Below are 26,414 nucleotides of genomic sequence, written 5' to 3' on the forward strand. Positions count from 1 at the left end.
CTTTTACAATAATGAACGGTTGCAGGCAAAACTAAACGGCCTCAGTCCCATTGAATTCAGAACCAAGGCCGCTTAGTGATCTTTTATTTTTTGTACTGTCTACTTGACGGGGTGCAGTTCACAATGACCTGGGGCACTCCTTTCGTATGTTATGAGAGCGAGAGTTTCCCGCTGTTCTCAACCATTTGTCCTTACACAGCCCCATACACCATGATGATTTCGTAATTGAGGCCGCTTTTGACATATAGATGCAAAAAACCTTCCGGCTTAACCGGAAGGTTTCATACTTGATAATAGAATACGGAAAGAGTGGGATTCGAACCCACGCACGCCTTGCGACGCCTAACTGATTTCGAGTCAGCCCCCTTGGACCTCTTGGGTACCTTTCCGCAGCAAAATTGATTGTACCATAGTATCTACAAAATTGCAACTAAAAAAAGTAAAATTGGGAGCTGACGAATTTCACATGGATTCAGTTGAATCCGTCTCTTCCGCTGCAGAGCGCAGCACTTTTTTCATATTTTTTTCAAACTTTGCGCGCGGGATTAACACGCTATGCTTGCATCCCACGCATTTGATGCGGATATCCATGCCCATACGAATGATTTCCATTTCATTGCTTCCGCAAGGATGGGGTTTTTTCATCTGTACAATATCCCCCAGCTGGAATACTTTACGCTCCATTTTCCCGCTCCTCCTTAACCTCTTTTGCGGCAGCCATTTCCTGAACAGCCAGCTTTTCCGCCTCTTCCTCTTCAAAGGCTTTTCGGACCTCTGTCTGGATTTCTCTTTGCACTACCGCATTTGTATTCGGACGGCATTCCGCAACTACCCTAATCACATATTCAGCCGTCGTCATGGATTGAACCCCCAGCACGTCCGGAGGTGATGTCACTTTGTAATTTCGTTCCTGAATGCCCTCTACAGCTTTTTTCACTATTTCTATAGCCTCTTTGAGGCTTTTCTCCGTCTTAATGGGGACATCCACCACGGCTAATGAATTGGTTATGGAGAAGTTGGTTACCGTAGTAATCAGCCCGTTAGGGATAATATACACTTCTCCCTGCCAGTTTACCATCCTTGTCGTCCGCAGGCCGATAACTTCCACAGTTCCCTTAAAGGCACCTGTTTGAATCACATCACCTACTGCAAACTGATCCTCAAGTATAATAAAAAAACCTGTGATCACATCTTTCACCAGGCTCTGCGCCCCGAAACCAACCGCCAAACCGATAACCCCTGCACCAGCGATCAGGGGGGCCAGATCAATACCCATTTGGGATAAAACAAGCATGATCAGAATAAAGTTAAATACTACAGCCACCACATTTTTAAGCAGCTCACCGATCGTGGTCATTCGCCGGCTATTTAGATGAATTCTAGCTCCCTCGCGCTTTTCCATCATCTTATCAATTAATTTATAAATAATGCGCATCCCGATCCGGGCAATGAGATAAATGACGGCTATTTTCAAGCAAACATACAAGAAATTGGTCCACATGCCGATATCGGTCAACCACGCCCAAAATTGATCCTTCCATTGAACAGCCTGCTTTACCGCTTCATCTGGAGTATCTATACCGTTGTTGTTCAGGAACTGCTGCAGCATACTGTTCTTCATCCTCCTCTTGGCTCTGCTTCTTCATTTTTAACCCTGCAGCTTTAAGTTCTAACAAGCTTATTCTCTCTACCGTTCCAAGTATAAAAACAAAAAGTATTCCATATACTAGTTACTACTATATTCATGCAGGAAAGGAAGATATCATGAATCCTTCGTCCAGCTCCGTCTCCAAATCCGAGCCATCCAGTCTTAAAATACCATACACCGATCCCGGAATCCAATCTGCCATTATCCACCGTTTATTATTTCACCTTTACCAGGCTCACAGTTTAAAAAATCTGGTTATTGTCTGTGTCGGGACGGACCGGTCTACAGGAGACGCCTTGGGGCCGTTGGTGGGGACAAGTCTTGCCAAATGGAAAAGTCCGCTCTTTCATTTGTACGGCACTCTTGATGAACCGGTGCATGCCGTGAATTTGCAGGAAACGTTAGACAAGATTCATTGTGTTCATGAAGACCCTTTTATTATCGGCATTGATGCCTGTCTGGGGCAAAGCTCCAGCATTGGCTGCGTTCAGGTAGCTGAAGGGCCTCTGCGTCCTGGAGCTGGTGTAAACAAAGAATTGCCGCCTGTCGGCAATATCCATTTGACTGGTATTGTAAACGTAGGCGGCTTTATGGAATATTTTGTTCTGCAAAACACCAGACTTAGTCTGGTTATGAAGCTCGCGGATATTATATCCAAAAGCTTGTACTCAGCTATTACAGAGTGGCATTACCGTTCTGTGCCTGTTGCTGCGCAAGAGAAATAGCTTCCTTTTCTTCATCAGACAATAAGTAGGAGGATGTGCCGCTTTCCACCGGCTTGGCGTATACATAGGACCCGTCTCTATTGTAAATGCCTGTCAGCACCATTCCACTGCTTTCCTGATCCAGCAAAGCCAGTGAAAAGCTCAGCTCTCCTCCCCGTTCGTTAAAAGCATTGTAACGGATCATCCCGATATTGGCTTTCATGCCTTTCATTCGGCCTCGGATGGCATCCATCATGGAGCGGTTTTTCTGCTGTTCATCCTCGATGGCATCCATTTGTACTTTTAAATCAATTAACAGTGTTTCCAAATCATCCACACCGCTGCCCGACATCATAACCTCATATTTACGGTGCATTTTTCGCAGCTTTGCCCCTTGCACCATCACTATGATAAGCAGGATCAAAATAACTAATGTGATTCCTGCAATGAACAAGGATAATTGTTCCATAATTAGACCGTTTAATTCAGCCATTTGCTGCTTCTACCCCTCTGCCTTGTAAAATTGTCCTGCTTTGCGCATACGGCTTAATCCCCATATTCAGACACAACAATGACATATCCCTTCCAGCTTACGCTGGAGGTTGATATGTCATTTTGTTTCGTTTTTGCACCCTCTATTTTTGTCCTTCCATTATTTACTGCAATAGCTCAAGCAATCTTTCAAGATCCTGTTGACTGTAGTAATTCAGTTCAATTTTCCCTTTATCTTTATTATGTTTAATCCTTACGGTTGTTTTAAACCGCTCACGCAAGCTCTCTTCTACATTTTCAATATAAGGATCTTTCTTTTTCTTCTTTAGCTTGCTCTTGTCGTCATCGTTTTTACGATCAAGGTTTTGAACTGCCTGCTCCAGTTCCCGGACACTCCAATGCTGATCAATACACTGCTTCGCAAGCTGCTTGAGGACTTGCTCATCCTTCAACCCCACAATAGCTCTGGCATGTCCCATAGACAATGTTCCACGTGAAACATAGTCTTTCACCTCACTAGGAAGGGAAAGCAATCTCAGGAAATTTGCAATGTGAGAACGTGATTTGCCAACCTTCATGGATAATTCTTCTTGTGTAAGAGAGAATTGCTCCATTAAGCCCTGATATGCCACTGCCACTTCCATTGCATTCAGGTTTTCCCTCTGGATATTCTCGATAAGAGCAATTTCCATAACCTGTTGGTCAGTAAAGTTTCGAACTACGGCTGGGATCGTGGTATTACCGCAATATTGGGATGCTCTAAAGCGGCGTTCACCGGCAATGATCTCGTATCCTTTCAGGACACTTCTTACGATAATTGGCTGAATCACACCATGCTGACGAATGGACTCAGCCAGCTCTTTAATCGCATCCTCTTCAAACGTTTTGCGTGGCTGGTAGGGATTGGCACGCAGCTGAGTCAGCGGAATGTCCACTACCTTATCGTCATCACTGACCGAAAGGGATGGGATCAGGGCATCAAGGCCTTTCCCAAGTCTTTTACTCATAGGAAACCACTTCCTTTGCCAGTTCAATATATACTTCCGCTCCACGTGAACGGGGGTCGTAGGTGATGATGGATTGGCCGTGCGATGGCGCCTCACTTAAACGAACATTACGCGGAATAATCGTTTGATAGACTTTGTTCTGGAAATACTTCTTGACCTCCTCAATAACCTGGATGCCAAGATTCGTACGAGCATCAAACATCGTTAAAAGCACACCCTCGATCTGCAATGAAGTATTCAAATGCTTCTGAACGAGTCTTACTGTATTTAGCAGCTGGCTCAACCCCTCCAATGCATAATACTCGCACTGGATTGGGATAATGACCGAATCAGCGGCTGTCAAAGAATTGAGTGTCAGAATACCCAAAGACGGCGGGCAATCAATCAAAATATAATCATATTTATGCTTTACGAGTTGAAGAGACTTCTTCAGTCGAAGCTCACGGGAAATTGTGGGCACCAGTTCAATCTCGGCACCAGCCAATTGAATGGTAGCCGGGATAATATCCAGACCTTCCACCTGCGTAGACGTTATTGCTTCGTTGGGATCAACCTCATTAATGAGCACATCATATATACAGTTAGGGACATCAGCTTTGTTGATGCCTACTCCGCTTGTCGTGTTGCCCTGCGGGTCAATATCCACGAGCAGTACCCGTTTGCCGAGGGAAGCAAGTCCGGCGCCCAAATTAACGGAAGTCGTCGTCTTACCTACTCCGCCCTTTTGATTCGCTACGGCTATAATTTTGGACAATTCGTTCACCTCATAATTTAATAGGGGGTCTCTTGTAGTCATATCTTGTTCATTTGTACGCAGACGAGCTGTAGACAGAAAAAGCGGCAATCGCTGCCGCTTTTTTATGGTTATAGAATTTATAAATTTTCAGCGGAGCTGAACAATTCTATAACCTCAAGAAAAACTACTGCTAAACGCGGTCTGTCTTCTGTGAATGTACGTCGATAGAAGTTTTTCTTACGGTTCAATTACTCATTTGCGTTTTGGTATATGGATAACGATTTCGTAGTGGTCTTCATTGTCGGTTTCTTTTGTTTTGATATCCAGACCGGAGCCGGATACCATATCAATAGACTGCCTGATCGTATTTAGTGCCAGACGGACATCCTTGGTAAACGAAATACGTTTCGATTTTTTGATTTTGGAAGCTTCTTTATAATAAGCAATTCTTGCCTCTGTCTGCTTTACGTTCAGTTCTTTGGATATAATTTCGGAAAGCACCTTCTGCTGCAGTTCCTCATTGTCCAAAGAAAGCAAAGCACGGGCATGCCTTTCGGAAATGCTGCGCTCCATAAGCGCTGTCTTGGCGGCTTCCGGCAGATTCAACAAACGAATTTTGTTTGCAATGGTGGATTGGCTTTTACCAAGGCGTTGGGCAAGACTCTCCTGAGTGAGTTGATGCAGGTCAATCAATTTCTGATACGCTACAGCTTCTTCAATGGCTGTAAGCCCTTCCCGCTGCAAATTTTCAATTAATGCAATGGAAGCGGCTTGCGAATCATTAAATTCCCGGACGATCGCTGGTATGCTTTCCATGCCAAGCTTGGTCACCGCACGCCAGCGCCGTTCACCTGCAATAATCTCGTAACGGCCGTCTCGAAATCGAACGACGATCGGCTGAATTACGCCATGTGTTTTAATCGTCTGGCATAACTCATCAATCTTCTCGTCGTCAAAGATCGTTCTTGGCTGGTAAGGGCTGCTTACAATATCATGGATCGGGATATTTTTGACCTCGTCCCCACTTGTACGCTCAGTAAAACCAAACAGCTTTGAAAATTGTTCTTTCATTCCGTATAATACCACCTAATTTCAAAATGGACATATCTCTGTGCCTGCCAATTATTGGCCATCTTCACTTACTCAATGCTGCCAATTTCAGGCGGTGTGAAATACAAAAACGGTTACTTCTATTCTATCACCTTTTTGTCTATAATCCTATCTGTTCCAGCGCAAGCTTTTCTCTTTTGCAACTATTATCCTATTATATAATGAAGAGCGTCCCAAAAAACTTTGATCTGGGCCTGCCTTTTAAATGTTGTGAGACGCTCCGAGAACGAAGCATTCCTACAATCGCTATTGATCCCGAATTTCCATTATATTTTTTAGCGTTAGAAATTCGGGATCAAAGGCGAACCCTCCGCTTTTTCGGAATTGCTTCGTCCTCTCCGCTGCTGCGTGCATATCCCTACTTTTAAAAACCACTAAAAGATTGCTCTTCTGGGAAGAGCTTTTTTGATACCTGCTCTTACAAAAAAAGCACTAGCAGTACGACCTTCTTCTAGATTTGATCTTTTGTACTCACAAGAAAAACGTCTATCGATGCATTTCAAATAAGTCAGACCGCGTTTAGTGGAAGTTTTCCTTACGATTTAAGGGGATGATACCTCCGAAATTATCGCATCCAACAGAGGTTTTTCTTGCAATTAAAGAAAGGTAAGGGCTTCCTTCACAAAAGAAATTACATTGGGGAAATCCCTCTCCCTCTGGATAGGGCGATTCGTGATTCACAAAAATTTACTGATAAGCCCCTTGCCCTACCAAAATGATATGTAAGAAGTGAAGTGATTTATACAACACTACAAAACCAAAAAGAGGGAGTGTTTCACGTGAAACACTCCCTCTTCATTCTAGTTTTTGATTAACGGCATTTTCAAAGGTGTTCCCGGTTTTCTTGGATATTTACGAGGAGTAGCACCCGTTTTATCGATCAGGATAATATGTCTGGCTGATTCCTCAACCGGTAATTGAAAAGCCTGTACCTCTCTCACCTTGCCATTAAGCTCCTTCAGGCTGAAGGCTGCCTCCTGCAGTTCCTCTGTTGGATCGCTTCCTTTCATGGCAGCAAAGGTTCCTCCCTTACGGACAAAAGGAAGACAGAATTCATTGAGCACAGCAAGCCTTGCAACCGCTCTGGCCGTGACCAAATCATAGCTATCACGATAGCCTGACTTACGGGCCACTTCCTCCGCCCTTCCATGAATCAAATCGACTTGTTGAAGCCCTGCTGTTTCACAAAGATGCTGTAAAAAGTTGATCCGCTTTTGCAGAGAATCAATAATGGTCAGCCGCAGATGCGGGAAGCATATTTTCAAAGGTATTCCCGGGAAGCCGGCACCGGACCCGATATCAGCCAGGCTTGAAACTTGAGCCATATCAGTGTAAAAAGCCAGCGATATCGAATCATAAAAATGTTTCGTATATACTGCTTCACGTTCCGTGATCCCGGTTAGGTTCATCTTTTCATTCCAATCCACCAGTTCACGAAAATAAATCTCAAACTGTTCGAGCTGCCGATCATCAAGATTGATTCCATGACCCGCGAGTCTCTCCTGGAATTGCTGCTGAATATCATCTGTCATTATGCTCTTGCCGCCTTCACCCGGTTATAATGCTCCAAATATACAAGCAGAATGGAAATATCAGCAGGAGTCACCCCGGAAATCCGGGAAGCCTGCCCGATGGAAACGGGACGAATTTTATTCAATTTCTGCTTAGCTTCCATAGCAAGGCCCTGGATATCATTGTAATCAATGTCCTCAGGCAGCTTCTTCTTCTCCATTTTTTGCAGGCGTTCTACATGCTGAAGCTGTTTCTCGATATAACCGGCATACTTGATCTGAATTTCTACCTGTTCCTTCATTTCTTCATCCAGCTCCAGCGAAGACGGTGAGATTTGCTCAATTTGCGCGTAACCAACTTCCGGACGACGCAGCATGTTCAGCAGATTGCTTCCATCCTGAATAGGTGCCGAACCGGCTGCTTCCAGCATGGCATTCACTTCTGACGGACGAACCTTCACGGAAGCGAGACGTTCAACCTCCTGCTCCACTTTGTTTTTCTTATCCAGGAAGCTTTGGTAACGTTCTTCGGTGATCAAACCTATTTCATAGCCGACTGGCGTCAATCGCAGATCCGCATTATCATGACGAAGCAGCAAGCGATACTCTGCACGTGAAGTCAACAGGCGATAAGGTTCATTGGTTCCTTTGGTTACCAGGTCATCAATCAGTACGCCGATGTAGCCTTGGGAACGGTCCAGAATCACCGCTTCTTTGCCTTGTACTTTACGGGCGGCGTTAATGCCGGCCATAATCCCCTGCCCTGCCGCTTCTTCATAACCGGAAGTGCCGTTGATTTGTCCAGCTGTGAACAGGCCCGGGAGGCGCTTCGTTTCCAGCGAAGGACGCAGTTGGGTTGGCACAATGGCGTCATACTCAATAGCGTAGCCATTACGCATCATTTGCACATTTTCCATCCCTGGAATAGAACGGAGCACGGACAGCTGCACGTCTTCAGGCAAGCTTGTGGAAAGACCTTGGACATAATATTCCGACGTGTTCTTTCCTTCAGGCTCCAGGAAAATCTGATGTTTCGATTTATCCGCGAAACGAACAACTTTATCTTCAATCGAAGGGCAATAGCGCGGGCCCGTTCCTTCAATGACACCAGAGAACATCGGTGCTCGATGCAGGTTATCATTGATAATTTGATGCGTGACCTCCGATGTGTAAGTGAGCCAGCAAGGAAGCTGCTCATTGTCGGAGGATTTTGTTTCATAAGAGAAAAACTTCGGCTTTTCATCGCCAGGCTGAATCTCTGTTTTACTGAAATCAATGCTGTCTTTATGCACACGCGGTGGTGTACCTGTTTTGAATCGAACCAGCTCAAAGCCAAGCTCGCGCAGGTTCTCCGCCAAACGTACGGATGGCTGCTGATTGTTCGGCCCGCTTTCATACATCAGCTCACCCATAATAATTTTACCGCGCAGGTAGGTACCCGTTGTCAGCACTACGGCCGTCGCTCGGTATTCTGTACCTGTCTTCGTAATAACACCGACGCATTGTCCATCTTCAACGATCAGCTCTTCTACCATGCCTTGACGCATCGTCAGGTTAGGCTCCATCTCCAACGTTTCTTTCATCGTATGCTGATAAGAAAACTTATCGGCTTGCGCACGCAGCGCATGAACGGCCGGTCCTTTGCCAGTATTCAGCATCCGCATCTGAATAAAAGTTTTATCAATATTACGTCCCATTTCTCCGCCAAGCGCGTCAATTTCACGAACGACATGGCCTTTGGCCGGGCCGCCGATCGACGGGTTGCAAGGCATGAACGCTACCATATCCAAGTTAATCGTAATCATAAGTGTCTTAACGCCCATTCGGGCCGCCGCAAGTGCCGATTCTACTCCAGCGTGTCCGGCACCTACGACAATGACATCATAGCTGCCGCCATGGTATCCCATTTTTTTCTCCTCCTTTAGTATGCCGGAAATGTCCGGTAAATATATTGATGAAAATATATAAACAGGCCTGCAGGCCCTTCGCGCTTCCTAAAAAACTTACTTGCCCAGACAAAACTGGGAGAAAATTTGGTCAATCAGCGCATCGTGCGCCGTATCGCCCACAATTTCACCTAATTGCTCCCAAGCCAGACGCACATCAATCTGAATCATATCAATTGGCACAAATTGATCCGCCGCCTCATAAGCATCCTTCAATGACTGCTTCGCCTTTTTAAGCAGCGCAATATGTCTGACATTGCTTACATAAGTCATATCGGCAGATTCCAGCTTGCCGCTAAAGAACAGCTTGGATATGCCTTCCTCCAGCATTTCAAGCCCCTGCTCTTCCTTCACCGACATTGGAATGATAAGCTCTTCGGGGAAATACCGAAGCAGAATGTCCCGGTCCACCTGGGAAGGTAAGTCCATTTTATTCATAATGACAATCGCTTGTCTACCGCGGATTTGTTCCATTAATTCCAGTTCATCCTGATGTAAGGGCTCGCTGGCGTTAATCACCATCAAAATAAGGTCCGCTTCGCTCACCGCGTTCTTGGAACGTTCCACCCCAATCTGTTCGACCACATCCATCGTCTCCCGGATGCCGGCGGTATCCAGCAGACGCAACGGAATATTGCGGATCGTCACATACTCCTCGATGACATCCCGCGTAGTCCCCGGAATGTCCGTTACGATAGCCTTTTCCCCCTGCACTAATGTGTTAAGCAGAGACGACTTGCCCACATTCGGCCGGCCGACAATCGCAGTCGTTATCCCTTCACGCAAAATTTTCCCCTGCTCCGCCGTCTGCAGCAGCCGGTCGATTTCAGCCATCACTTCACTGCTTTTTTCCTTAATGAACTGGGAGGTTAACGATTCCACATCATGCTCGGGGTAATCGATATTCACCTCAATATGCGCCAGCGTCTCTACCAGCGTATGACGGAGCTTGCGGATTTTAGAAGACAGCATGCCGTCTACCTGCTTCAATGCAATCGAGAAAGCCTTATCGGATTTGGAACGGATCAGGTCGATAACCCCTTCCGCCTGGCTGAGGTCAATTCGCCCGTTCAGGAAAGCGCGTTTTGTGAATTCTCCTGGCTCGGCAAGCCGGATGTTCTCCTGCAGCAGCAGATCCATCACCCTCTTGACTGCCACAACCCCGCCGTGGGAGCTGATCTCCACAACATTCTCCATCGTAAAGGAGCGCGGCGCAAGCATGACCGTTACCAGAACCTCTTCCACCTTCTCTCCGTTTTCCGGATTCAGAATATGGCCGTAATGCACCGTGTGTGACGCGGCTTGTGTCAACGGGGTTTTGCTTTTGAAAATACGTTCCACTTCCACTACAGCGTCAGGACCGCTGACACGAATCACGGCAATGCCACTCTCTCCAACGGCCGTGGAAATGGCTGCAATTGTATCGCTAAGCATACAGCTTTCACCTCTTTCTCATATAAAATCATATATAACTTCACACCATTCATATCTCGAAAAAAAGCAATGGCCTCTGCGTGATGCAGAAAGCCATTGCAATCCTTTTACTTCTTGGCAATAATGACGCGCCGGTTAGGCTCGTCCCCCTTACTGAAGGTTCTTACTTCGACGTGACGCTGCAGCGCTGCGTGAATCGTCTTGCGTTCATTGGGAGGCATGGGCTCCAGAATCACTTCCTTGCCGGTCCGGACCACCTGGGCAGCGAGCCGTTCCGCAAGGTTCTCCAGTGTCTTCTGACGGCGCAGCCGGAAATTTTCAGCATCCAGCACAATTTTAACATAGCCGTCCGCATGGCGGTTAGCCACAATATTCGTTAAATATTGAAGCGCATCAAGCGTTTGGCCGCGGCGCCCGATGAGCATGCCCAGATCGGATCCGGAAATGTCCATCACGCTCTCATCCTTGCCGTGGCGCAGCTCCACCTCTACCTCAAGTCCCATTCCCGCAGCCGTCTCGTGTACAAACCGAACGGCTTCTTCATAAGGGTCGATTTTGCTTGCAGGCTCCGCTGCCACTGCGGCGGAAAGCTGCTCTACAAGGTGCTCTTCCTTCACGGGCTGTGCCGGGGAATCGTGCACATGTGATGACTCTGCCGCTTTAGCCTCATCAACGGCCGGTTCGGGAAGGAGCGTCAATTCCACCTTCGCTTTCCTGGCCCCGATGAAGCCCAGGAATCCTTTTGACGGCTGCTCCAACACGGTAACGTTAACGCGTTTCCGGCTTGTCCCCAATTGGGACAGCCCTTGTTCTACAGCATCTTCAATGGTTTTTCCTGTTGCTACGACCTTCGTCATCTTGATTTTTTGGCTCCCTTCTTTCCGCTTTTTTTATTGCCTTTGGAGCTCGATTTGGCAGCCTCGGCAGCCTTCACATTGGCCACGGCTGCAATTTTGCCATTGTTGCGGTACAAGAAGTAGTTCTGAACGATCGTGTAAATGTTGCTGTAAAACCAGTACAGCGGCAGTGCCGACGGGAACTGGTAGGACATGATGAAGATCAGAACCGGGTATACCCACAGGAGGAACTGCATCGGTCCCTGCTGCGGCGTCGGATTCATTTTCATCATCATCCAGGTCTGTACAAACGTCGTGATCGCCGCCAGAATCGGAAGAATCCAGAAGCGGTCGGGTTCCCCCAGCTGCAGCCACAGGAAGGTGTGGTCCCGCAGTTCGGAGTTATAATAAATAGCATTATAAAGCGCGATAAAGATAGGCATCTGTACAATCAGTGGAAGACAGCCGGCCATCGGATTGACCTTGTTCTCCTGGAACAGCTTCATCGTCTCCTGCTGAACCTTTTCGGGCGTGTCCTTGTATTTTTTCTGTATTTCCTGCAGCTGAGGCTGAATCGCCTGCATGGCTCTGGAGCTCTTGACCTGCTTGAGGGTCAGAGGCAAAATTATTGTACGAACGATAATCACCAGGACGAGGACGCCCAGGCCGTATTCACCGTTGAACCATTGGGCAAACGTGTCCAGCGCATAAGAAAAGTAATACACGACATTACGCTGCCAGAAGGATTCGCTGTTGGCCAAATCGGCCGTGGTGTACTGATTATTGGCCGCACCACATCCGGCCAGCACAGCTACTAGTCCGATTACTGCTATTAAGAGAAGCCATCTTCCCTGTTTTGTCTTCAATCGCGACACTTCATAACCCCTCTCTTAACCATTACATTCCAACGTAAATGATATCATATCCGCCCATACAAAGAAACTTATTATCTTTGTCCAGGCTTCAGCAGCGACGCTTTACGCATCACATGCAAGACGCTCTTTTCCAATTCCTTGTAAGACATCGTTACCGCGCCTTTGCGGACAATAAAAATGAGGTCGACATGCTCCATAATTTCATGTTCATGATGCCTGATGATTTCTTTAAGCAATCTGCGCATCCGGTTGCGCACAACGGCGTTACCGATCTTTTTGCTGACAGATATGCCCGCGCGAAACTGATCCACATCTTTTCGGCGGGACCAGTACACCACAAGCTGATGATTGGCGAAAGATTTCCCGTGACGGTATACGCGCGAAAAATCCGCCCGGTTTCGAAGACGCAATTTTCTCTGCACGGCGCTTCTCCTTGCTCCTCACTTTTTCGGCCTCTCCTGGCCGCCAAACCCTTATTTTTCAGTATATCCCTGAATGCAGGATATAACCTTTTGAAAAAAAAGCTTCATATATATAGCAGCTGTTTTCAGACATCTGCAAGCTTTTCATTTGATTTTAGAAAGAAAAAGGCACATGTATGAAAAAAAGACCACCGCAGTGGTCTCCATGCACCTATATTATGCACTCAATACTTTTCTGCCTTTTTGACGGCGCGCTGCCAGCACTTTACGTCCGTTCTTCGTGCTCATTCTTTTGCGGAAGCCGTGGACTTTTTTACGCTTGCTGACGTTCGGTTTGAAGGTCGGTCTCAATGTATTGCACCTCCTTACAAAGAATACGTTTTATATGGAATAACATCATAGCTCCACAAAAAACACCTTTATACATTTAACCACGTACAGTTTGGAATGTCAACCTTCTTTCAGGGGATCAGCCTCTCCCTCTTTTCAATGATCCATATGAAAATTTCATTTTTAGAAATCCTCAATAGATGTTTTTTGGGAATAAAGTCGTTTTAACAGAAAAAAGTTTTCCACAGCTATGACAGACTGTCACAGTTATACACATATGTTTATAAACATTTTCAATGTGAGCCGCTTCGTCATAACCTGTGAATAAGTTGGTTGGCCAAAAACAGGGTTCATGTCGAAAACTGAACAACTTATAAACAATATCTTGTGTTGTGAATAAAAATTATACACAACAGCTTGAATTTGTGGATAAAATCGACGGATACATTGAAATAGAGGGTTTCTTTTGCTATGATTATATTACTTTTTGATTGTGAATATGTGATTTATCCCTCCATCTTATCAACAGCCTGTGGATAAAGTTGTGAACAATTTTGAGTTATCCATATTTATATGATTGTGTGAATTTTGGATTCTGGGGATATATTCTACAATTTTCATTACATTTCGACATTTATATTTCCTTCCCGGTCTGCAAAATGAAGAGGAACGGAACGGACCGCTCAGTCATTTTCCCGAACACCAAGCCCGACATGCCTGGCCTGAACAGGCAAGACTTCCGACTTGTGCCGATTTCGGGATGATTTGTGCTGCGTTTCCCCTCATTTTGTGCCGTTTTTGTCAGCGGAGCGGATGGGCTTTTTTTGTGCTTATGGCTTAAGCCACATTTGGAGGATTTAAAAGGAGTGACAGTCTGTGGAGAGCCATACTTCCGAATTATGGCAAGAAATTTTATCCATTATACAAACCAAGCTGAGCAAACCAAGCTTTGATACCTGGTTTAAAGCGACCAAGGCAACGAAGCTGAATGATCACTCCATTGTGATTTCCGCGCCGACAACTTTTGCCGTTGAATGGCTGGAGAGCCGTTACACGAAGCTGGTCGCCTCTACGGTGTATGAGCTGCTCGGGAAGCAGGTTGACGTCAAGTTTATGATTGAGGAAAACAAACCTGCCGAGCCGGATCCCCAGCAGCTGCCCCAGCAGCCAACTGTGGTTCAGGAAGAAGCGGTCTCTCATATGCTGAATCCGAAATATACATTTGATACCTTTGTCATCGGATCCGGCAACCGATTTGCCCATGCGGCTTCCCTGGCCGTCGCCGAAGCGCCGGCTAAAGCATATAATCCGCTGTTTCTGTACGGCGGCGTAGGCTTGGGCAAGACACATCTGATGCACGCGATCGGCCATTACATTCTGGAGCATAATCCGACCAGCAAGGTCGTGTACTTGTCTTCCGAGAAATTTACAAATGAATTTATCAATGCCATTCGGGACAACCGCGGAGAAAGCTTCCGCAACAAATACCGCAACATTGATATTTTGCTCATTGACGATATTCAGTTCCTGGCAGGCAAGGAATCAACGCAGGAGGAATTTTTCCATACTTTTAATGCGCTGCATGAAGAACGCAAGCAGATCATCATCTCAAGCGACCGTCCTCCCAAGGAAATTCCGACATTGGAGGAACGCCTGCGCTCCCGCTTCGAATGGGGCCTGATCACGGACATTCAGCCGCCGGATCTGGAGACCCGGATCGCCATTTTGCGCAAAAAAGCGAAGGCCGAGAAGCTGGACATCCCGAACGAAGCGATGGTCTATATCGCCAATCAGATCGATACGAATATCCGCGAGCTTGAGGGTGCGCTGATCCGCGTTGTTGCCTACTCTTCCCTTACGAATCAGGATGTGACGACCCATCTGGCTGCGGAAGCGCTCAAGGATATTATTCCTTCAAGCCGTCCTAAGATGATAACGATCCAGGATATTCAGCAGCATGTCGGCGAGTACTATAATTTGCGGCTTGAGGATTTCAAGGCGCGCAAGCGTACCAAAGCAGTGGCTTTTCCGCGGCAAATCGCCATGTACCTGTCCCGCGAGCTGACGGACTACTCCCTGCCCAAGATCGGAGAGGCCTTCGGTGGACGTGACCATACGACCGTGATTCATGCGCATGAGAAAATCTCCAAATCGATTCAAAACGATCAGGAGCTGTACAAAGTTATTAACAACATTACAGAGAAAATCAAAAATCCTTCGTGAACAAGTTCAAAGCCTATGCACAATCTATACACATGTGGATAGGCTTCATTTGTTGCCTTTAGGCCTACTTATCCACATATTCAGGCCACCTAATACTATTACTACTATTTTTTATTAAATATACATCATAAGAAGAACCGGCTTCGCCGAAGAAAAGAACAGCTACGCGACACGCAACAGGCAGCCTTCTTTTTGCCAATTCCCTTGTAGGAGGAACTTATGAAAATCAGTATTTTGAAGCAATTTTTGAACGAAGCCATTCAACATGTATCCAAAGCGATCTCCAGCCGGACAACGATCCCGATCCTGAGCGGCATCAAGCTGGACGTAAACCATCAGGGGCTGACGCTGACTGCCAGCGATACCGACATATCCATTCAATCCTTTATCCCGATTGAGGATGGGGAGCGCACAATCGTACAGGTGGATCAACCGGGAAGTGTTGTGCTGCCTGCCAAGTTTTTTGTGGAAATCATTAAAAAACTCCCTTCGCAAGAGGTACAGATGGAGGTCCGCGACCAGTTCCAGGCGTTCATCTCCTCCGGAGCCACCGAAATTCAGATGGTCGGACTGGATCCGGAAGAATTTCCGGTGCTGCCGAACATTGAGGAGAATCAGGTGCTGTCCATCCCTGGCGATCTGCTCAAAAATATGATCAAACAGACGGTATTCTCCATTTCCACCCACGAGACCACTCCGATTCTTACAGGCGTGCTGTGGAATCTGGCGGATAATGAGCTGAAGTTTGTCGCTACCGACCGCCACCGGCTGGCTACACGCAGCGCGCACCTGGAAACGGCCGAAGGGCTTCGTTTCAGCAACGTCGTCATTGCGGGTAAAACGCTGAATGAGCTGAGTAAAATCATACCGGACCAGAATACGCTGGTTGACATCGTGGTCGCGGATAACCAGGTGCTGTTCAAAATCGACCGCGTCCTGTTCTACTCGCGCATTTTGGACGGAACGTATCCTGATACTTCTAGAATTATTCCGACCTCCTACAAAACAGAACTGGTTGTAGATACAAAAAGTTTAAGCGAGTCCATTGACCGGGCATATCTTCTCTCCCGCGAGGAGAAAACAAACATTGTAAGAATGCAGTCCATGGAAAATGGGGGGCTCGAGATTTCCTCCAGCTCATCAGAGCTCGGGAAAGTACGCGAGGAGCTGAATGTATCCAAATTTGAAGGCGAGCCGCTCAAAATTTCCTTCAACTCCAAATATATGCTCGATGTGCTCAAAGTTGTGGACAGCGATCAGCTCATGATTGCTTTTACCGGTATTATGAGCCCGATTATTTTGAAGCCGGTGGACGACAGCAATGCGCTGTACATCATTCTGCCTTACCGCACCACCAACTAATTCCATACACCTTTGCAAGCGTATGGTTTAAAATTATCAACAGCAGCCGTTTGTGCTGACAACACGGGCAGATTATTCACATGTGGATAACATCTCCGTCAGGAAGAAAGGAACGATATGCCGTGAAACGGATATCCATCCAAAGTGAATTTATTAAACTCGATCAATTTCTGAAATTGGCCGATTGTGTACCAACAGGCGGCATGGCCAAGGCCCTGCTGCAGGAGGGAGCCGTCCGCGTCAACGGTGAAGTCGAAGAACGCCGCGGCCGCAAGTTGTATCCGGGAGATGCCGTTGAGGTGGCCGGGGAAGGCAGCTTTGAAGTGACAGCCGGCTCCTGACGGCCTACACAAGGCTGCAGAATCCTCCGCCAGGTCATAGAACGAGGGGGACCAAGCGTGTTTGTGAACAACATCCACTTGCAGCATTACCGTAATTACTCACAGCTGGAGCTGGATTCATTCGGACCGGTGAATCTGCTGATTGGACAGAACGCGCAGGGCAAGACCAATCTGGTCGAAGCCATTTTCGTACTGGCACTCACCAAAAGCCATCGTACGGCTAGGGACAAGGAGCTGATCTCTTTTGACGGCTCCTCTGCCTATTTATCGTCCTCTGTCAGCAAGAAGTATGGAGATGTCAGGCTTGAACTGGCCATATCCCCGCAGGGCAAAAGAGCGAAGATCAACGGCCTGGAGCAGCGGAAGCTCAGCGATTTTGTAGGCACGCTCAATGTTGTCATGTTTGCGCCCGAGGATCTTGAAATCGTAAAAGGAACGCCGGGGGTCCGCCGCCGGTTTCTTGACATGGAGATCGGGCAGGTAGCGCCAGGCTATCTCTACCACCTGCAGCAGTATCAAAAAGTGCTGATTCAGCGCAACAACCTGCTCAAACAGGCTTGGGGCAAGGATCCTGCATCGATTCAGATCATGCTGGAGGTCTGGAATGAGCAGCTGATTGAGCACGGTGTTAAAATTGTGAAAAAAAGGAAACAATTCATAAAGAAATTGCAAAGATGGGCTGAAGAGATTCATCAGGGCATTACCGGGGGCGGCGAAGAGCTCAAATTAAGCTATGTTCCTTCCTTTGGCGAGGCGGAGGAAGAAGATGAAGCTGTTTTATTGGACCGATTTATGTTAAAGTTATCACAAATGAGAGATCAGGAAATCAGGCGCGGCATGACGCTTGCGGGTCCCCACCGTGATGATTTGGCGTTTGCCATTAACGGCAAAGAAGTGCATACTTACGGTTCACAGGGACAGCAGCGAACGACAGCTCTGTCTTTGAAGCTCGCCGAAATTGAACTGATTCACGAGGAGATTGGCGAGTACCCTGTACTGCTGCTCGATGACGTTCTCTCCGAGCTGGATCCGTACAGGCAGACACAGCTTATAGAAACCTTCCAGAGCAAGGTCCAGACTTTTATCACTGCAACCGGGATTGAAAGCCTGAATGCCGGACGGCTGAAGGAAGCCAGCATCTATCATGTCCATGCGGGACATGTGGAATTTTAAGGAGTGAACAACGGTCATGTATATTCACCTTGGCGGAGATAAAATTATACGGTCCTCCGAGCTTGTTGCCATTTTTGACATTTCCATTGAGAAATCCTCCAAAATCTCCAAACAGTACGTTAATCATGCCCAGAAGCAGAAGCATATTGAAATGATCAGTGAAGAAGAAGCCAAATCCATTGTCGTCACCAAGAGCACGGTCTATTATTCCCCGATTTCATCCAACACGCTGAAAAAAAGGGCAAATGTATTGACTGATCTTGCTTGAGCATATACTTCCGTAACATGCATTTAACGCAATTGTTAGCTATTGAATCTATAAAAGTAGGTGAAAGGCATGTCTATGAATCAACCAACTTATGATGCGGGCGAGATTCAGGTCCTTGAGGGATTGGAGGCTGTTCGCAAACGGCCTGGTATGTATATTGGATCGACCAGCGTAAAAGGGCTCCATCATCTGGTGTGGGAAGTAGTGGACAACAGCATCGATGAAGCTTTGGCCGGATACTGCGATACCATTCAGGTTATCGTTCATGAAGATAACAGCGTTACCGTCATCGATAACGGGCGGGGCATTCCTGTCAGCGAACATGCCAAGATGAAAAAATCAGCCCTTGAGGTTGTAATGACCGTTCTGCATGCCGGAGGCAAATTCGGTGGCGGGGGCTATAAAGTATCAGGCGGTCTGCACGGGGTGGGTGTATCCGTCGTAAACGCCCTTTCCAGCAAGGTGATCGTCACGGTTAAACGGGACGGACATATTTATCAGCAGGAATATCACCGGGGTGTGCCTCAGTATGATGTGAAAGTGATCGGTGAGACGGAGGAAACCGGAACCCAAACCCGTTTTTTCCCTGACCATGAAATTTTCACAGAAACGACGGTTTATGATTATGATACGCTGCTTACCCGGATCCGTGAGCTGGCGTTTCTGAATAAAGGCATCTCCATCAGCCTGAAGGATGAAAGAACGGGAGACAGCGCTTCTTTTCATTACGAGGGCGGAATCAGTCAGTATGTTGAGTACCTCAATGAAAAGAGGGAAGTGCTGCACGAAAATCCGATCTACGTAGAAGGGCAACGGGATGCCATTCAGGTGGAAGTGGCGCTGCAGTACAATGACAGCTATACAGAGAATATCTATTCGTTTGCCAACAATATCAATACGCATGAGGGCGGAACGCATGAATCCGGCTTCAAGAGCGCATTGACGCGGATTATCAACGACTATGCCCGCAAAGCGGGGATGATCAAGGACAATAATGCCAACCTGACCGGTGATGATGTTCGTGAAGGCCTGACAGCTATTATTTCCGTCAAAATTCCGGAGCCGCAATTCGAAGGACAGACGAAAACAAAGCTTGGCAACAGCGAGGTGCGCGGGATTGTAGAATCCCTGTTCGCAGAGAAGCTGCAGGAGTTTCTGGATGAAAATCCTTCCGTTTCCCGCCGTGTTGTGGATAAAGCGCTGCAGGCTGCACGTGCAAGGGAAGCAGCCCGTAAGGCTCGTGAATTAACCCGCCGTAAAAGCGCGTTGGAGATCAGCTCCCTGCCGGGCAAGCTGGCCGATTGCTCCTCTAAGGACGCTTCCATCAGCGAATTGTATATCGTCGAAGGGGATTCTGCCGGCGGATCGGCGAAACAGGGCCGTGACCGGCACTTCCAGGCGATTTTGCCGATTCGCGGTAAAATCCTGAACGTGGAGAAGGCGCGCCTTGACCGGATCTTGTCCAGTGAAGAGATTCGCGCCATGGTGACAGCATTGGGAACAGGAATCGGTGAAGATTTTGATATTTCCAAAGCGCGTTATCACAAGGTCATTATTATGACGGATGCTGATGTAGACGGAGCCCATATCCGTACACTGCTGCTCACGTTCTTTTACCGGTATATGCGACAGATTATTGATGCGGGTTATGTGTATATCGCCCAGCCGCCGCTGTTCAAGGTTGAGCGGAACAAAGTGGTGCGTTACGCCAATTCCGAGGCCGAGCGTGATGAGATCATTCAGGAATTCGGCGAAAATGCAAAGTTCAACGTTCAGCGCTATAAAGGTCTTGGCGAGATGAATGCGGCTCAGCTGTGGGAAACCACGATGGACCCGGAAAGCCGGACGATGCTTCAGGTAAGCATTGGGGATGCCATGCTGGCGGATTCGCTGTTTGATACGCTGATGGGTGATAATGTGGAACCGCGCCGCAACTTCATTCAGGAGCACGCCAAATACGTTAAAAATTTGGATATTTAATTGCAGAGAAAGGCCGGGTCGATCACCCGGCTGCAAAATAAGAGGCGCCCGCGGGCGCCATTTTTTATTCAGATCAGGCTTTTTTCTTCCAGGCCGTCGAAGGATTGTTCCTTGTACGGGCTGACGGCTTCTTGGAGGTGACGGAGGCAGCGCTTGAAGGATTGCGGCCATAGGCAACGGCATATTTTCGGATGCGCTTGTAAATGTTTTTGTCGGAAAGCTTGCCGAAGACGTAAAGGGAAGGAAGCGTGTTGACTTCCAGAACCCAGGGATGCAGCTGTTCGTCTATTCCGATATCCAGACCGATTTCTTTTAAGCGGGGATAGCTTTTTTCCAGCTGCCGTCCGGTTCTTTCTCCCAGCAGTGCAAGCCTTCGTTCTAGCTGGGCAGTCTCCTGGCGGTCGGAGTGGCATGATAGAAGGGTGTGAAACTCGGCAATCGTACCGCCGCTGTGATAGTTTGTAATAATCTTTCCTGCCGCTGCCACGCGTCCTATAAATCCTGTAGTTTCCCATTTTCCCTGCAAATTTTTTTGCGTCAGGATGCGAAGGTCAAAAGCCCGGCCTTGATAATTGAGTAAATGAATTCCTCGCTGGATAATAAATGTGCGGCGGGCGATTTGCATCATAATGGCTTCATGAAGCTTTTCCAGCGACTCATAACTGCAGCTGGTAGTTCCAAACCGAAGACTGTAAGGGCTGCCGGCACTAGCTTGATTTTCCTGAGATGATTCGGGATCCTGTTCAATCTCCGCTCTCATGACACCCAGTCCGTAAGTTCCAGAGTCAGGTTTTACGTAGACAACCTTATAAGCTCTCAGCATTTCCTCCAGGCTCTCATGACTGTATAATCTGGTGTCGGGAATATAAGGGATCAGTTTCAGGTTGGGCATCATGGCAATTGTTTTAGCCCATTTACTGGAGACCCGTTGGATGGACAAGAACCATCATCCTTTCATGAAAGTTTCAGAAATATTGAGACAGATATCAAGATTTGATTCCCAAAAACAGGCAAACAATAGGACAAGCGTGTAAAACAGTGGTATAATAGAGAAATACGGCGATTTTTTGTGTTTACTGCCTAATAAAACGACTTCTGCTCTTTTTTCATGGATTCATGTCTGCTATTTTCAGGATGATACCACTTCGAATCATGGGCAATGGCGGGCGGAACAGACGTATACTTTATTTGTATGTCGGGCAGGACGAAAAGGCAGGGCTAATCCCCAGCCGCAACTTATTTCCTTTGGAGGTCGCTTTTTAACGTACGTTTAATTGTGATCTAATTGTGAAACTATTATAATTATAAGGATGGAGTACAGCGTTTGGGACGGCGTTTTGAGCCTTGCAGGCTTTTCACAATAGAGTAGTGCAGAGTGGTTAAGAAAGAGGAGGTCCAGCATGGCGGATCAAAATAACCCGCAGATCGTCAACAGGGATATCGGCATCGAAATGCGCGAATCATTCATGGATTATGCGATGAGCATTATTGTCAGCCGGGCTCTGCCGGATGTGCGGGATGGATTGAAGCCGGTTCACCGGCGTATCTTGTATGCGATGTCCGAACTGGGTATGTCTCCGGATAAACCCTATAAAAAGTCGGCGAGAATTGTCGGCGAAGTTATCGGTAAGTATCACCCCCATGGTGACTCCGCTGTTTATGAGACCATGGTGCGTATGGCGCAGGAGTTCTCGCTTCGTTATATGTTGGTCGATGGACACGGCAACTTCGGCTCCATTGACGGCGATATGGCTGCGGCGATGCGTTATACGGAAGCGCGCCTTTCCAAAATCGCTATGGAGATGCTGCGCGATTTGAATAAAGAAACGGTCGATTTCATGCCAAACTATGATGGCGAGGAAAATGAACCGGCTGTACTTCCGGCCAGATTTCCGAATCTGCTGGTGAATGGAGTGGGCGGGATTGCGGTCGGTATGGCTACAAATATACCCCCGCACAATTTGGGAGAAGTCATCGACGGGGTTCAGGCCCTGATCCAGTACCCGGACATTACCCCCTTGGAATTGATGGATTATATCCAAGGGCCGGATTTCCCGACGGCAGGCTATATTTTGGGCCGTTCCGGAATACGGCAGGCTTATCAGACCGGCAGAGGCTCCGTTACAATGCGTGCGAAGACCAACATTGAAGAGGTCGGCAACAAGGCGCGTATCATTGTGGAGGAATTGCCTTATCAGGTAAACAAGGCTCGTTTGGTAGAGAAGATTGCCGAGCTTGTCCGCGACAAGCGGATTGAGGGCATCACGGATCTTCGTGACGAATCCGACCGTAACGGTATGCGGATTGTCATTGAGCTGCGCCGGGATGTCAATCCTAATGTGGTGTTAAATAACCTGTTCAAGCACACCGCGATGCAGTCGACGTTCGGAATCAATATGCTGGCAATTGTCAACAAAGAGCCAAAGATTCTGAACCTGCGGGATGTTCTTTATCATTATTTACAGCACCAGATCGAAGTTATTCGTCGCCGGACGGAATTTGATCTGAAAAAGGCAGAGGCCAGAGCCCATATCCTGGAGGGCTTGCGGATTGCGCTCGATAATCTGGATGAGGTTATCGCCCTGATCCGTTCTTCACCAACGACCGAAACCGCGCGTGACGGGTTGATGGAGCGTTTCTCGCTCAGCTATGAGCAGGCGCAGGCCATTTTGGATATGCGTCTCCAGCGTCTTACAGGACTGGAACGCGAGAAGATTGAGAACGAATATAACGAGCTGCTGCAGAAAATCCAGGAGTATCGTGAGATTCTGGCTAATGAGCAGCTGGTATTGAATATTATCAGCGAAGAACTGAATGAACTGAAGGAACGCTTCGCTGATGAACGCCGTACCGAGATTACAGTCGGTGAAGAGAGCATTCTTGATGAGGATCTGATCCCGCGTGAAGATGTAATCATCACCATTACTCATACCGGTTATATCAAGCGGCTACCGGTTACAACCTACCGGAATCAGAAGCGCGGCGGCCGAGGTGTCGTGGGGATGGATACCAAAACGGAGGATTTCGTGGAGCACCTGTTTGTAACGAACTCCCACCATCATCTGCTGTTCTTCACCGACAAAGGGAAGGTTTACCGGATTAAGGCTTATGAAATCCCTGATCTGAGCCGGACGGCACGCGGAACACCGATCATCAATCTGATCCAGATTGAGCAGGGCGAATCCGTTAATGCGGTTATTCCAGTCGAGCAGTTTGAGGATGGCAAGTATCTTTTCTTCGCAACACGTCAAGGTATCATAAAGAAGACACCGCTTGATGATTATGTGAATATTCGCAAAGGCGGGCTTATCGCGATTAACCTTCGTGAAGATGACGCGCTTATTGAAGTGAAGCTGACCGATGGAGAACAGGAAATGGTTATCGGTACTGCGAACGGCATGTCCATCCGCTTCCCGGAAAGCGATGTTCGTTCGATGGGACGCAGCGCTACAGGCGTCAAGGGGATTACCCTTGATGAAGAGGATGCTGTCATCGGTATGGATGTCGTGGACAAAGAGCTGGATATCCTGATCGTAACGACGAGAGGTTACGGCAAACGGACACCTACTTCGGAATACCGTGTCCAAAGCCGGGGCGGTAAAGGGATTAAAACGATTAACATCACGGAGAAAAATGGACCGGTTGTGGGTCTTAAGGTTGTTAAAGAGGAAGAAGATCTTATGATCATCACGGCCAGTGGTACACTCATCCGTACCAGCATGGAGGGCATATCCACTATGGGACGGAATACACAGGGTGTTAAGCTGATCAATATTCGTGAAGAGGATGCCGTTGCAACCGTATGCCGCGTCAACAAGAACGAAGAATCAGAAGAGCTGATGGATGAGCTAATGGAGAATGAAGCGGATGTTCAGGATCCGGTTGGAGACAGCAGTCCCGACTCTTCGGAAGAGCAGCAATAGAAGTGGATAGTAGAAGGGATTCCTTGAGGGAGTCCCTTCTTTTTTGTTTATATTTCATTAGGACTTAAGTCATTATAAGAGAGACAAAAACGATGTACAGAACTAGGAGATAAGTAATATAATAGACTCAGCTTGTAAAATAGTGGTGCTTCCATAAAAGTCGACAAGAGCGGCGTAAAATCAGCCCTCCGGAAACAGAGAGGTTCAATACAACGATGACAATGCTACCTATCAAAGATGTAATCCCCGGATTTAAATTGAAAAACGATGTTCATACTGAACTTGGAAGTGTTCTTCTTTCTAAGGGCCAAGTATTGCTTCCACGCGATATGGAGATTTTGCATGCGTTTTTGATTAAAGAAGTAGAAATTGAAATGGATCAGACTGTTGAGGGTTATAAAGCGCTGGAAGGCATTAAGCAAGCAGCGAAACAACAGGCCAAGAATAAGGAAAATTCAACCTTGGCATCATCCGACTTTAAAGCTGAAGAGAATGAATGGGCCAAGTTTAATGAGGCATACGATAAGACCTTAGCGCTTGTTAAGCAGGCATTCCATTTAGTTCTTGTATCAGAGCTGCCAGTGTTGGAGCTGCGTACCCGGTTAAAGGAAATGTTTAATTACATACACAAATATAATGTAATCACGTTTACTCCACAATCGATGTCAGAATCGGATTATATTTATCATAATGCAGTCATGTGCTCGCTCACTTCTTATTTACTTGCTCAGTGGTCCGGCCTTCCCCAGAAAGACTGGATACCGGCAGCTTTTGCCGGTCTGCTTCATGACATTGGAAATGCAAAGGTGGATCATAATATTCTTCATAAACCCTCTGCTCTTGCAGCAGAGGAAGCTGCTGAAATGAGACAGCATACCATTTACGGGTATGAATTGCTTTCGAAGGTTAAAGGAATCAATGAAGGAGTACGTCTGGCTGCTCTTCAGCATCACGAAAAAGTGGATGGGTCCGGCTATCCGATGAAGATCAAGGGACAGCAAACACATATTTACGCCAGAATTGCGAGCGTAGCTGACATTTTCCATGCGATGACTTTGCAAAAGGCATATCGCAAGGCTCAATCCCCTTATCTGGTGCTGGAGGAGATTAAAAGCGAAGCATTCGGCAAGCTGGACCCGGCAATCGTGCAAACCTTCATCAGCAAAGCCACCCAGCTTGGGATTGGGACAAAAATCCGGTTGAATGATCAACGGACAGGAGAAATTGTTTTTGCAGATAGGGACTATCCCACTCGCCCTATGGTTAATATCGATGGAGAGATTATCAATCTCGTCCAGAACACCAATCTTTACATTGAAGAAATCATTTCTTAAAGGTTGCTTTTTTATAGTGAGATGTGATATATTATTTTTTGTCGCTAAAAGTTAAAAGCAGCTTGGTAAGCACAGAAAACTCGGAAGGTTAATAAAAAAAAGTGTTGCAACTGATGTTTTGATGTGGTATACTATAAGAGTTGCTGAGAGATGAGATACAGCGGCGAAACAATAAGTTTGATCTTTGAAAACTGAACAACGAGTGAGTAGGTTTTACATCGTAAAACCGATTCGCAAAGTCATTTGGTTCGTGTCTATGACAGAATGAATGACGGAGCGAACATTGAGATATTAATCTCGTCAGATTCAAATGAGCTTAATCGCTCTTTTCGATAGGCTCGCCGAATTTGATTCACTCTGTCGAGTGGAACCCAAATCCGGTGAGGCCGATGTTACTTTGTAACATTTTTATTGGAGAGTTTGATCCTGGCTCAGGACGAACGCTGGCGGCGTGCCTAATACATGCAAGTCGAGCGGACTTGATGAGGAGCTTGCTCCTCTGAGAGTTAGCGGCGGACGGGTGAGTAACACGTAGGCAACCTGCCCTTAAGACTGGGATAACTACCGGAAACGGTAGCTAATACCGGATAATTCGTTTTCTCGCATGGGGAAGCGATGAAAGACGGAGCAATCTGTCACTTGAGGATGGGCCTGCGGCGCATTAGCTAGTTGGTGGGGTAATGGCCTACCAAGGCGACGATGCGTAGCCGACCTGAGAGGGTGATCGGCCACACTGGGACTGAGACACGGCCCAGACTC

At 47.2% G+C, this 26,414-nt stretch carries 24 protein-coding genes, 1 tRNA gene and 1 rRNA gene; 11 read left to right on the forward strand and 15 right to left on the reverse strand.

The genetic code is table 11. The annotated features are described in order from the left end of the window. A partial coding sequence (locus ACI1P2_RS30375; protein ID WP_355324935.1) for an IS3 family transposase occupies positions 1 to 76 on the forward strand: 76 nt, incomplete at its 5' end. 225 nt (positions 77 to 301) lie between these two features. On the opposite strand, the gene ACI1P2_RS30380 is transcribed toward ACI1P2_RS30375, so the two are convergent. From ACI1P2_RS30380 to ACI1P2_RS30390, 3 genes are all read right to left on the reverse strand, one after another. Next, positions 302 to 389: transfer RNA gene (locus ACI1P2_RS30380), tRNA-Ser, on the reverse strand. Between the two features lie 73 nt (positions 390 to 462). Continuing rightward, a complete protein-coding gene (locus tag ACI1P2_RS30385) occupies positions 463 to 684 on the reverse strand; it encodes a DUF951 domain-containing protein (protein WP_355327328.1) in 222 nt (73 codons plus the stop codon). After that, positions 674 to 1,621 (reverse strand): mechanosensitive ion channel family protein, encoded by a 948-nt coding sequence (locus ACI1P2_RS30390; protein ID WP_355327331.1) that lies wholly within the window; start codon positions 1,619 to 1,621, stop codon positions 674 to 676. The genes ACI1P2_RS30385 and ACI1P2_RS30390 overlap by 11 nt, the downstream gene beginning before the upstream one ends. Before the next feature lie 143 nt (positions 1,622 to 1,764). Here ACI1P2_RS30390 and yyaC point away from each other — a divergent pair, with 143 nt between their 5' ends. After that, complete coding sequence (yyaC, locus tag ACI1P2_RS30395; RefSeq protein ID WP_355327334.1) at positions 1,765 to 2,373, forward strand: spore protease YyaC; 609 nt, start codon at positions 1,765 to 1,767, stop codon at positions 2,371 to 2,373. Here yyaC and ACI1P2_RS30400 read toward each other — a convergent pair. The 11 genes from ACI1P2_RS30400 to rpmH form a co-directional block, all read right to left on the reverse strand. Beyond that, entirely contained in the window at positions 2,324 to 2,845 is a 522-nt protein-coding gene (locus ACI1P2_RS30400; protein WP_355327337.1) for a DUF4446 family protein, read from the reverse strand. The two genes, yyaC and ACI1P2_RS30400, sit on opposite strands and share 50 nt — an antisense overlap. Positions 2,846 to 3,008: 163 nt before the next feature. Next, positions 3,009 to 3,851, reverse strand: a complete 843-nt coding sequence (locus ACI1P2_RS30405) for a ParB/RepB/Spo0J family partition protein (protein WP_355327340.1) — start codon at positions 3,849 to 3,851, stop codon at positions 3,009 to 3,011. Then, a complete protein-coding gene (locus ACI1P2_RS30410) occupies positions 3,844 to 4,605 on the reverse strand; it encodes a ParA family protein (RefSeq protein ID WP_355327343.1) in 762 nt (253 codons plus the stop codon). Before ACI1P2_RS30410 ends, ACI1P2_RS30405 begins: the two co-directional genes overlap by 8 nt. A gap of 234 nt (positions 4,606 to 4,839) precedes the next feature. After that, positions 4,840 to 5,658, reverse strand: coding sequence for a nucleoid occlusion protein (gene noc / locus ACI1P2_RS30415; protein WP_355327346.1), 819 nt, complete (start codon positions 5,656 to 5,658; stop codon positions 4,840 to 4,842). Positions 5,659 to 6,497: 839 nt separating this feature from the next. Further along, complete coding sequence (rsmG, locus tag ACI1P2_RS30420; protein ID WP_355327349.1) at positions 6,498 to 7,229, reverse strand: 16S rRNA (guanine(527)-N(7))-methyltransferase RsmG; 732 nt, start codon at positions 7,227 to 7,229, stop codon at positions 6,498 to 6,500. Then, positions 7,229 to 9,115, reverse strand: a complete 1,887-nt coding sequence (gene mnmG, locus ACI1P2_RS30425; RefSeq protein WP_355327351.1) for a tRNA uridine-5-carboxymethylaminomethyl(34) synthesis enzyme MnmG — start codon at positions 9,113 to 9,115, stop codon at positions 7,229 to 7,231. Before mnmG ends, rsmG begins: the two co-directional genes overlap by 1 nt. Before the next feature lie 96 nt (positions 9,116 to 9,211). Next, positions 9,212 to 10,588, reverse strand: coding sequence for a tRNA uridine-5-carboxymethylaminomethyl(34) synthesis GTPase MnmE (gene mnmE, locus ACI1P2_RS30430; protein WP_355327353.1), 1,377 nt, complete (start codon positions 10,586 to 10,588; stop codon positions 9,212 to 9,214). Positions 10,589 to 10,695: 107 nt separating this feature from the next. Further along, positions 10,696 to 11,445 (reverse strand): RNA-binding cell elongation regulator Jag/EloR, encoded by a 750-nt coding sequence (gene jag, locus ACI1P2_RS30435; protein ID WP_355327355.1) that lies wholly within the window; start codon positions 11,443 to 11,445, stop codon positions 10,696 to 10,698. Then, positions 11,442 to 12,299 (reverse strand): YidC/Oxa1 family membrane protein insertase, encoded by an 858-nt coding sequence (locus ACI1P2_RS30440; protein WP_355327357.1) that lies wholly within the window; start codon positions 12,297 to 12,299, stop codon positions 11,442 to 11,444. Before ACI1P2_RS30440 ends, jag begins: the two co-directional genes overlap by 4 nt. 71 nt (positions 12,300 to 12,370) lie before the next feature. Then, positions 12,371 to 12,721 carry a ribonuclease P protein component gene (rnpA, locus tag ACI1P2_RS30445; RefSeq protein ID WP_355327359.1) on the reverse strand — a complete coding sequence of 117 codons (351 nt, stop codon included), beginning with the start codon at positions 12,719 to 12,721 and terminating at the stop codon, positions 12,371 to 12,373. 216 nt (positions 12,722 to 12,937) lie between these two features. Further along, positions 12,938 to 13,072, reverse strand: coding sequence for a 50S ribosomal protein L34 (gene rpmH / locus ACI1P2_RS30450; protein ID WP_068778604.1), 135 nt, complete (start codon positions 13,070 to 13,072; stop codon positions 12,938 to 12,940). Positions 13,073 to 13,927: 855 nt separating this feature from the next. Between rpmH and dnaA the strand changes: the two genes are divergently transcribed. From dnaA to gyrB, 6 genes are all read left to right on the forward strand, one after another. After that, the gene (gene dnaA, locus ACI1P2_RS30455) at positions 13,928 to 15,274 is read left to right on the forward strand and encodes a chromosomal replication initiator protein DnaA (RefSeq protein WP_355327362.1); all 1,347 of its coding nucleotides are present in this window, start codon (positions 13,928 to 13,930) and stop codon (positions 15,272 to 15,274) included. Positions 15,275 to 15,493: 219 nt separating this feature from the next. Next, a complete protein-coding gene (gene dnaN, locus ACI1P2_RS30460) occupies positions 15,494 to 16,636 on the forward strand; it encodes a DNA polymerase III subunit beta (RefSeq protein WP_355327364.1) in 1,143 nt (380 codons plus the stop codon). A 122-nt stretch (positions 16,637 to 16,758) separates the two neighbouring features. Continuing rightward, a complete protein-coding gene (yaaA, locus tag ACI1P2_RS30465; protein WP_355327366.1) occupies positions 16,759 to 16,977 on the forward strand; it encodes a S4 domain-containing protein YaaA in 219 nt (72 codons plus the stop codon). Between the two features lie 57 nt (positions 16,978 to 17,034). Continuing rightward, complete coding sequence (recF, locus tag ACI1P2_RS30470; RefSeq protein WP_355327368.1) at positions 17,035 to 18,150, forward strand: DNA replication/repair protein RecF; 1,116 nt, start codon at positions 17,035 to 17,037, stop codon at positions 18,148 to 18,150. Positions 18,151 to 18,166: 16 nt separating this feature from the next. Then, positions 18,167 to 18,418, forward strand: a complete 252-nt coding sequence (gene remB, locus ACI1P2_RS30475; RefSeq protein WP_355327370.1) for an extracellular matrix regulator RemB — start codon at positions 18,167 to 18,169, stop codon at positions 18,416 to 18,418. A 69-nt stretch (positions 18,419 to 18,487) separates the two neighbouring features. After that, positions 18,488 to 20,398, forward strand: a complete 1,911-nt coding sequence (gyrB, locus tag ACI1P2_RS30480; RefSeq protein WP_355327372.1) for a DNA topoisomerase (ATP-hydrolyzing) subunit B — start codon at positions 18,488 to 18,490, stop codon at positions 20,396 to 20,398. Positions 20,399 to 20,471: 73 nt separating this feature from the next. Here the strand turns inward: gyrB and ACI1P2_RS30485 are convergent, their stop codons facing one another. Next, positions 20,472 to 21,338, reverse strand: a complete 867-nt coding sequence (locus ACI1P2_RS30485; protein WP_355327374.1) for a YheC/YheD family protein — start codon at positions 21,336 to 21,338, stop codon at positions 20,472 to 20,474. 460 nt (positions 21,339 to 21,798) lie between these two features. On the opposite strand from ACI1P2_RS30485, the gene gyrA reads away from it, so the two are divergent. From gyrA to ACI1P2_RS30500, 3 genes are all read left to right on the forward strand, one after another. Continuing rightward, positions 21,799 to 24,321 (forward strand): DNA gyrase subunit A, encoded by a 2,523-nt coding sequence (gene gyrA, locus ACI1P2_RS30490; protein WP_355327377.1) that lies wholly within the window; start codon positions 21,799 to 21,801, stop codon positions 24,319 to 24,321. 215 nt (positions 24,322 to 24,536) lie between these two features. Continuing rightward, on the forward strand, positions 24,537 to 25,655 hold the full coding sequence (locus ACI1P2_RS30495) for an HD-GYP domain-containing protein (protein WP_355327380.1): 1,119 nt from the start codon (positions 24,537 to 24,539) through the stop codon (positions 25,653 to 25,655). Between the two features lie 408 nt (positions 25,656 to 26,063). Next, positions 26,064 to 26,414 (forward strand): 16S ribosomal RNA (locus tag ACI1P2_RS30500); the annotation flags it as partial.

It is taken from the genome of Paenibacillus jiangxiensis (genome assembly GCF_046098255.1).
In the GTDB taxonomy this organism is placed as follows: Bacteria; Bacillota; Bacilli; order Paenibacillales; family Paenibacillaceae; genus Paenibacillus; species Paenibacillus jiagnxiensis.

Coding starts and splice junctions, on each gene's coding strand:
- gyrB (WP_355327372.1), top strand. CDS start 18,488: ATGTCTATGAATCAACCAACTTATGATGCGGGCGAGATTCAGGTCCTT.
- noc (WP_355327346.1), bottom strand. CDS start 5,658: ATGAAAGAACAATTTTCAAAGCTGTTTGGTTTTACTGAGCGTACAAGT.
- ACI1P2_RS30385 (WP_355327328.1), bottom strand. CDS start 684: ATGGAGCGTAAAGTATTCCAGCTGGGGGATATTGTACAGATGAAAAAA.
- gyrA (WP_355327377.1), top strand. CDS start 21,799: ATGGCGGATCAAAATAACCCGCAGATCGTCAACAGGGATATCGGCATC.
- mnmE (WP_355327353.1), bottom strand. CDS start 10,588: ATGCTTAGCGATACAATTGCAGCCATTTCCACGGCCGTTGGAGAGAGT.
- jag (WP_355327355.1), bottom strand. CDS start 11,445: ATGACGAAGGTCGTAGCAACAGGAAAAACCATTGAAGATGCTGTAGAA.
- ACI1P2_RS30400 (WP_355327337.1), bottom strand. CDS start 2,845: ATGGCTGAATTAAACGGTCTAATTATGGAACAATTATCCTTGTTCATT.
- mnmG (WP_355327351.1), bottom strand. CDS start 9,115: ATGGGATACCATGGCGGCAGCTATGATGTCATTGTCGTAGGTGCCGGA.
- yyaC (WP_355327334.1), top strand. CDS start 1,765: ATGAATCCTTCGTCCAGCTCCGTCTCCAAATCCGAGCCATCCAGTCTT.
- rsmG (WP_355327349.1), bottom strand. CDS start 7,229: ATGACAGATGATATTCAGCAGCAATTCCAGGAGAGACTCGCGGGTCAT.
- ACI1P2_RS30495 (WP_355327380.1), top strand. CDS start 24,537: ATGACAATGCTACCTATCAAAGATGTAATCCCCGGATTTAAATTGAAA.
- dnaN (WP_355327364.1), top strand. CDS start 15,494: ATGAAAATCAGTATTTTGAAGCAATTTTTGAACGAAGCCATTCAACAT.
- remB (WP_355327370.1), top strand. CDS start 18,167: ATGTATATTCACCTTGGCGGAGATAAAATTATACGGTCCTCCGAGCTT.
- ACI1P2_RS30390 (WP_355327331.1), bottom strand. CDS start 1,621: ATGAAGAACAGTATGCTGCAGCAGTTCCTGAACAACAACGGTATAGAT.
- ACI1P2_RS30405 (WP_355327340.1), bottom strand. CDS start 3,851: ATGAGTAAAAGACTTGGGAAAGGCCTTGATGCCCTGATCCCATCCCTT.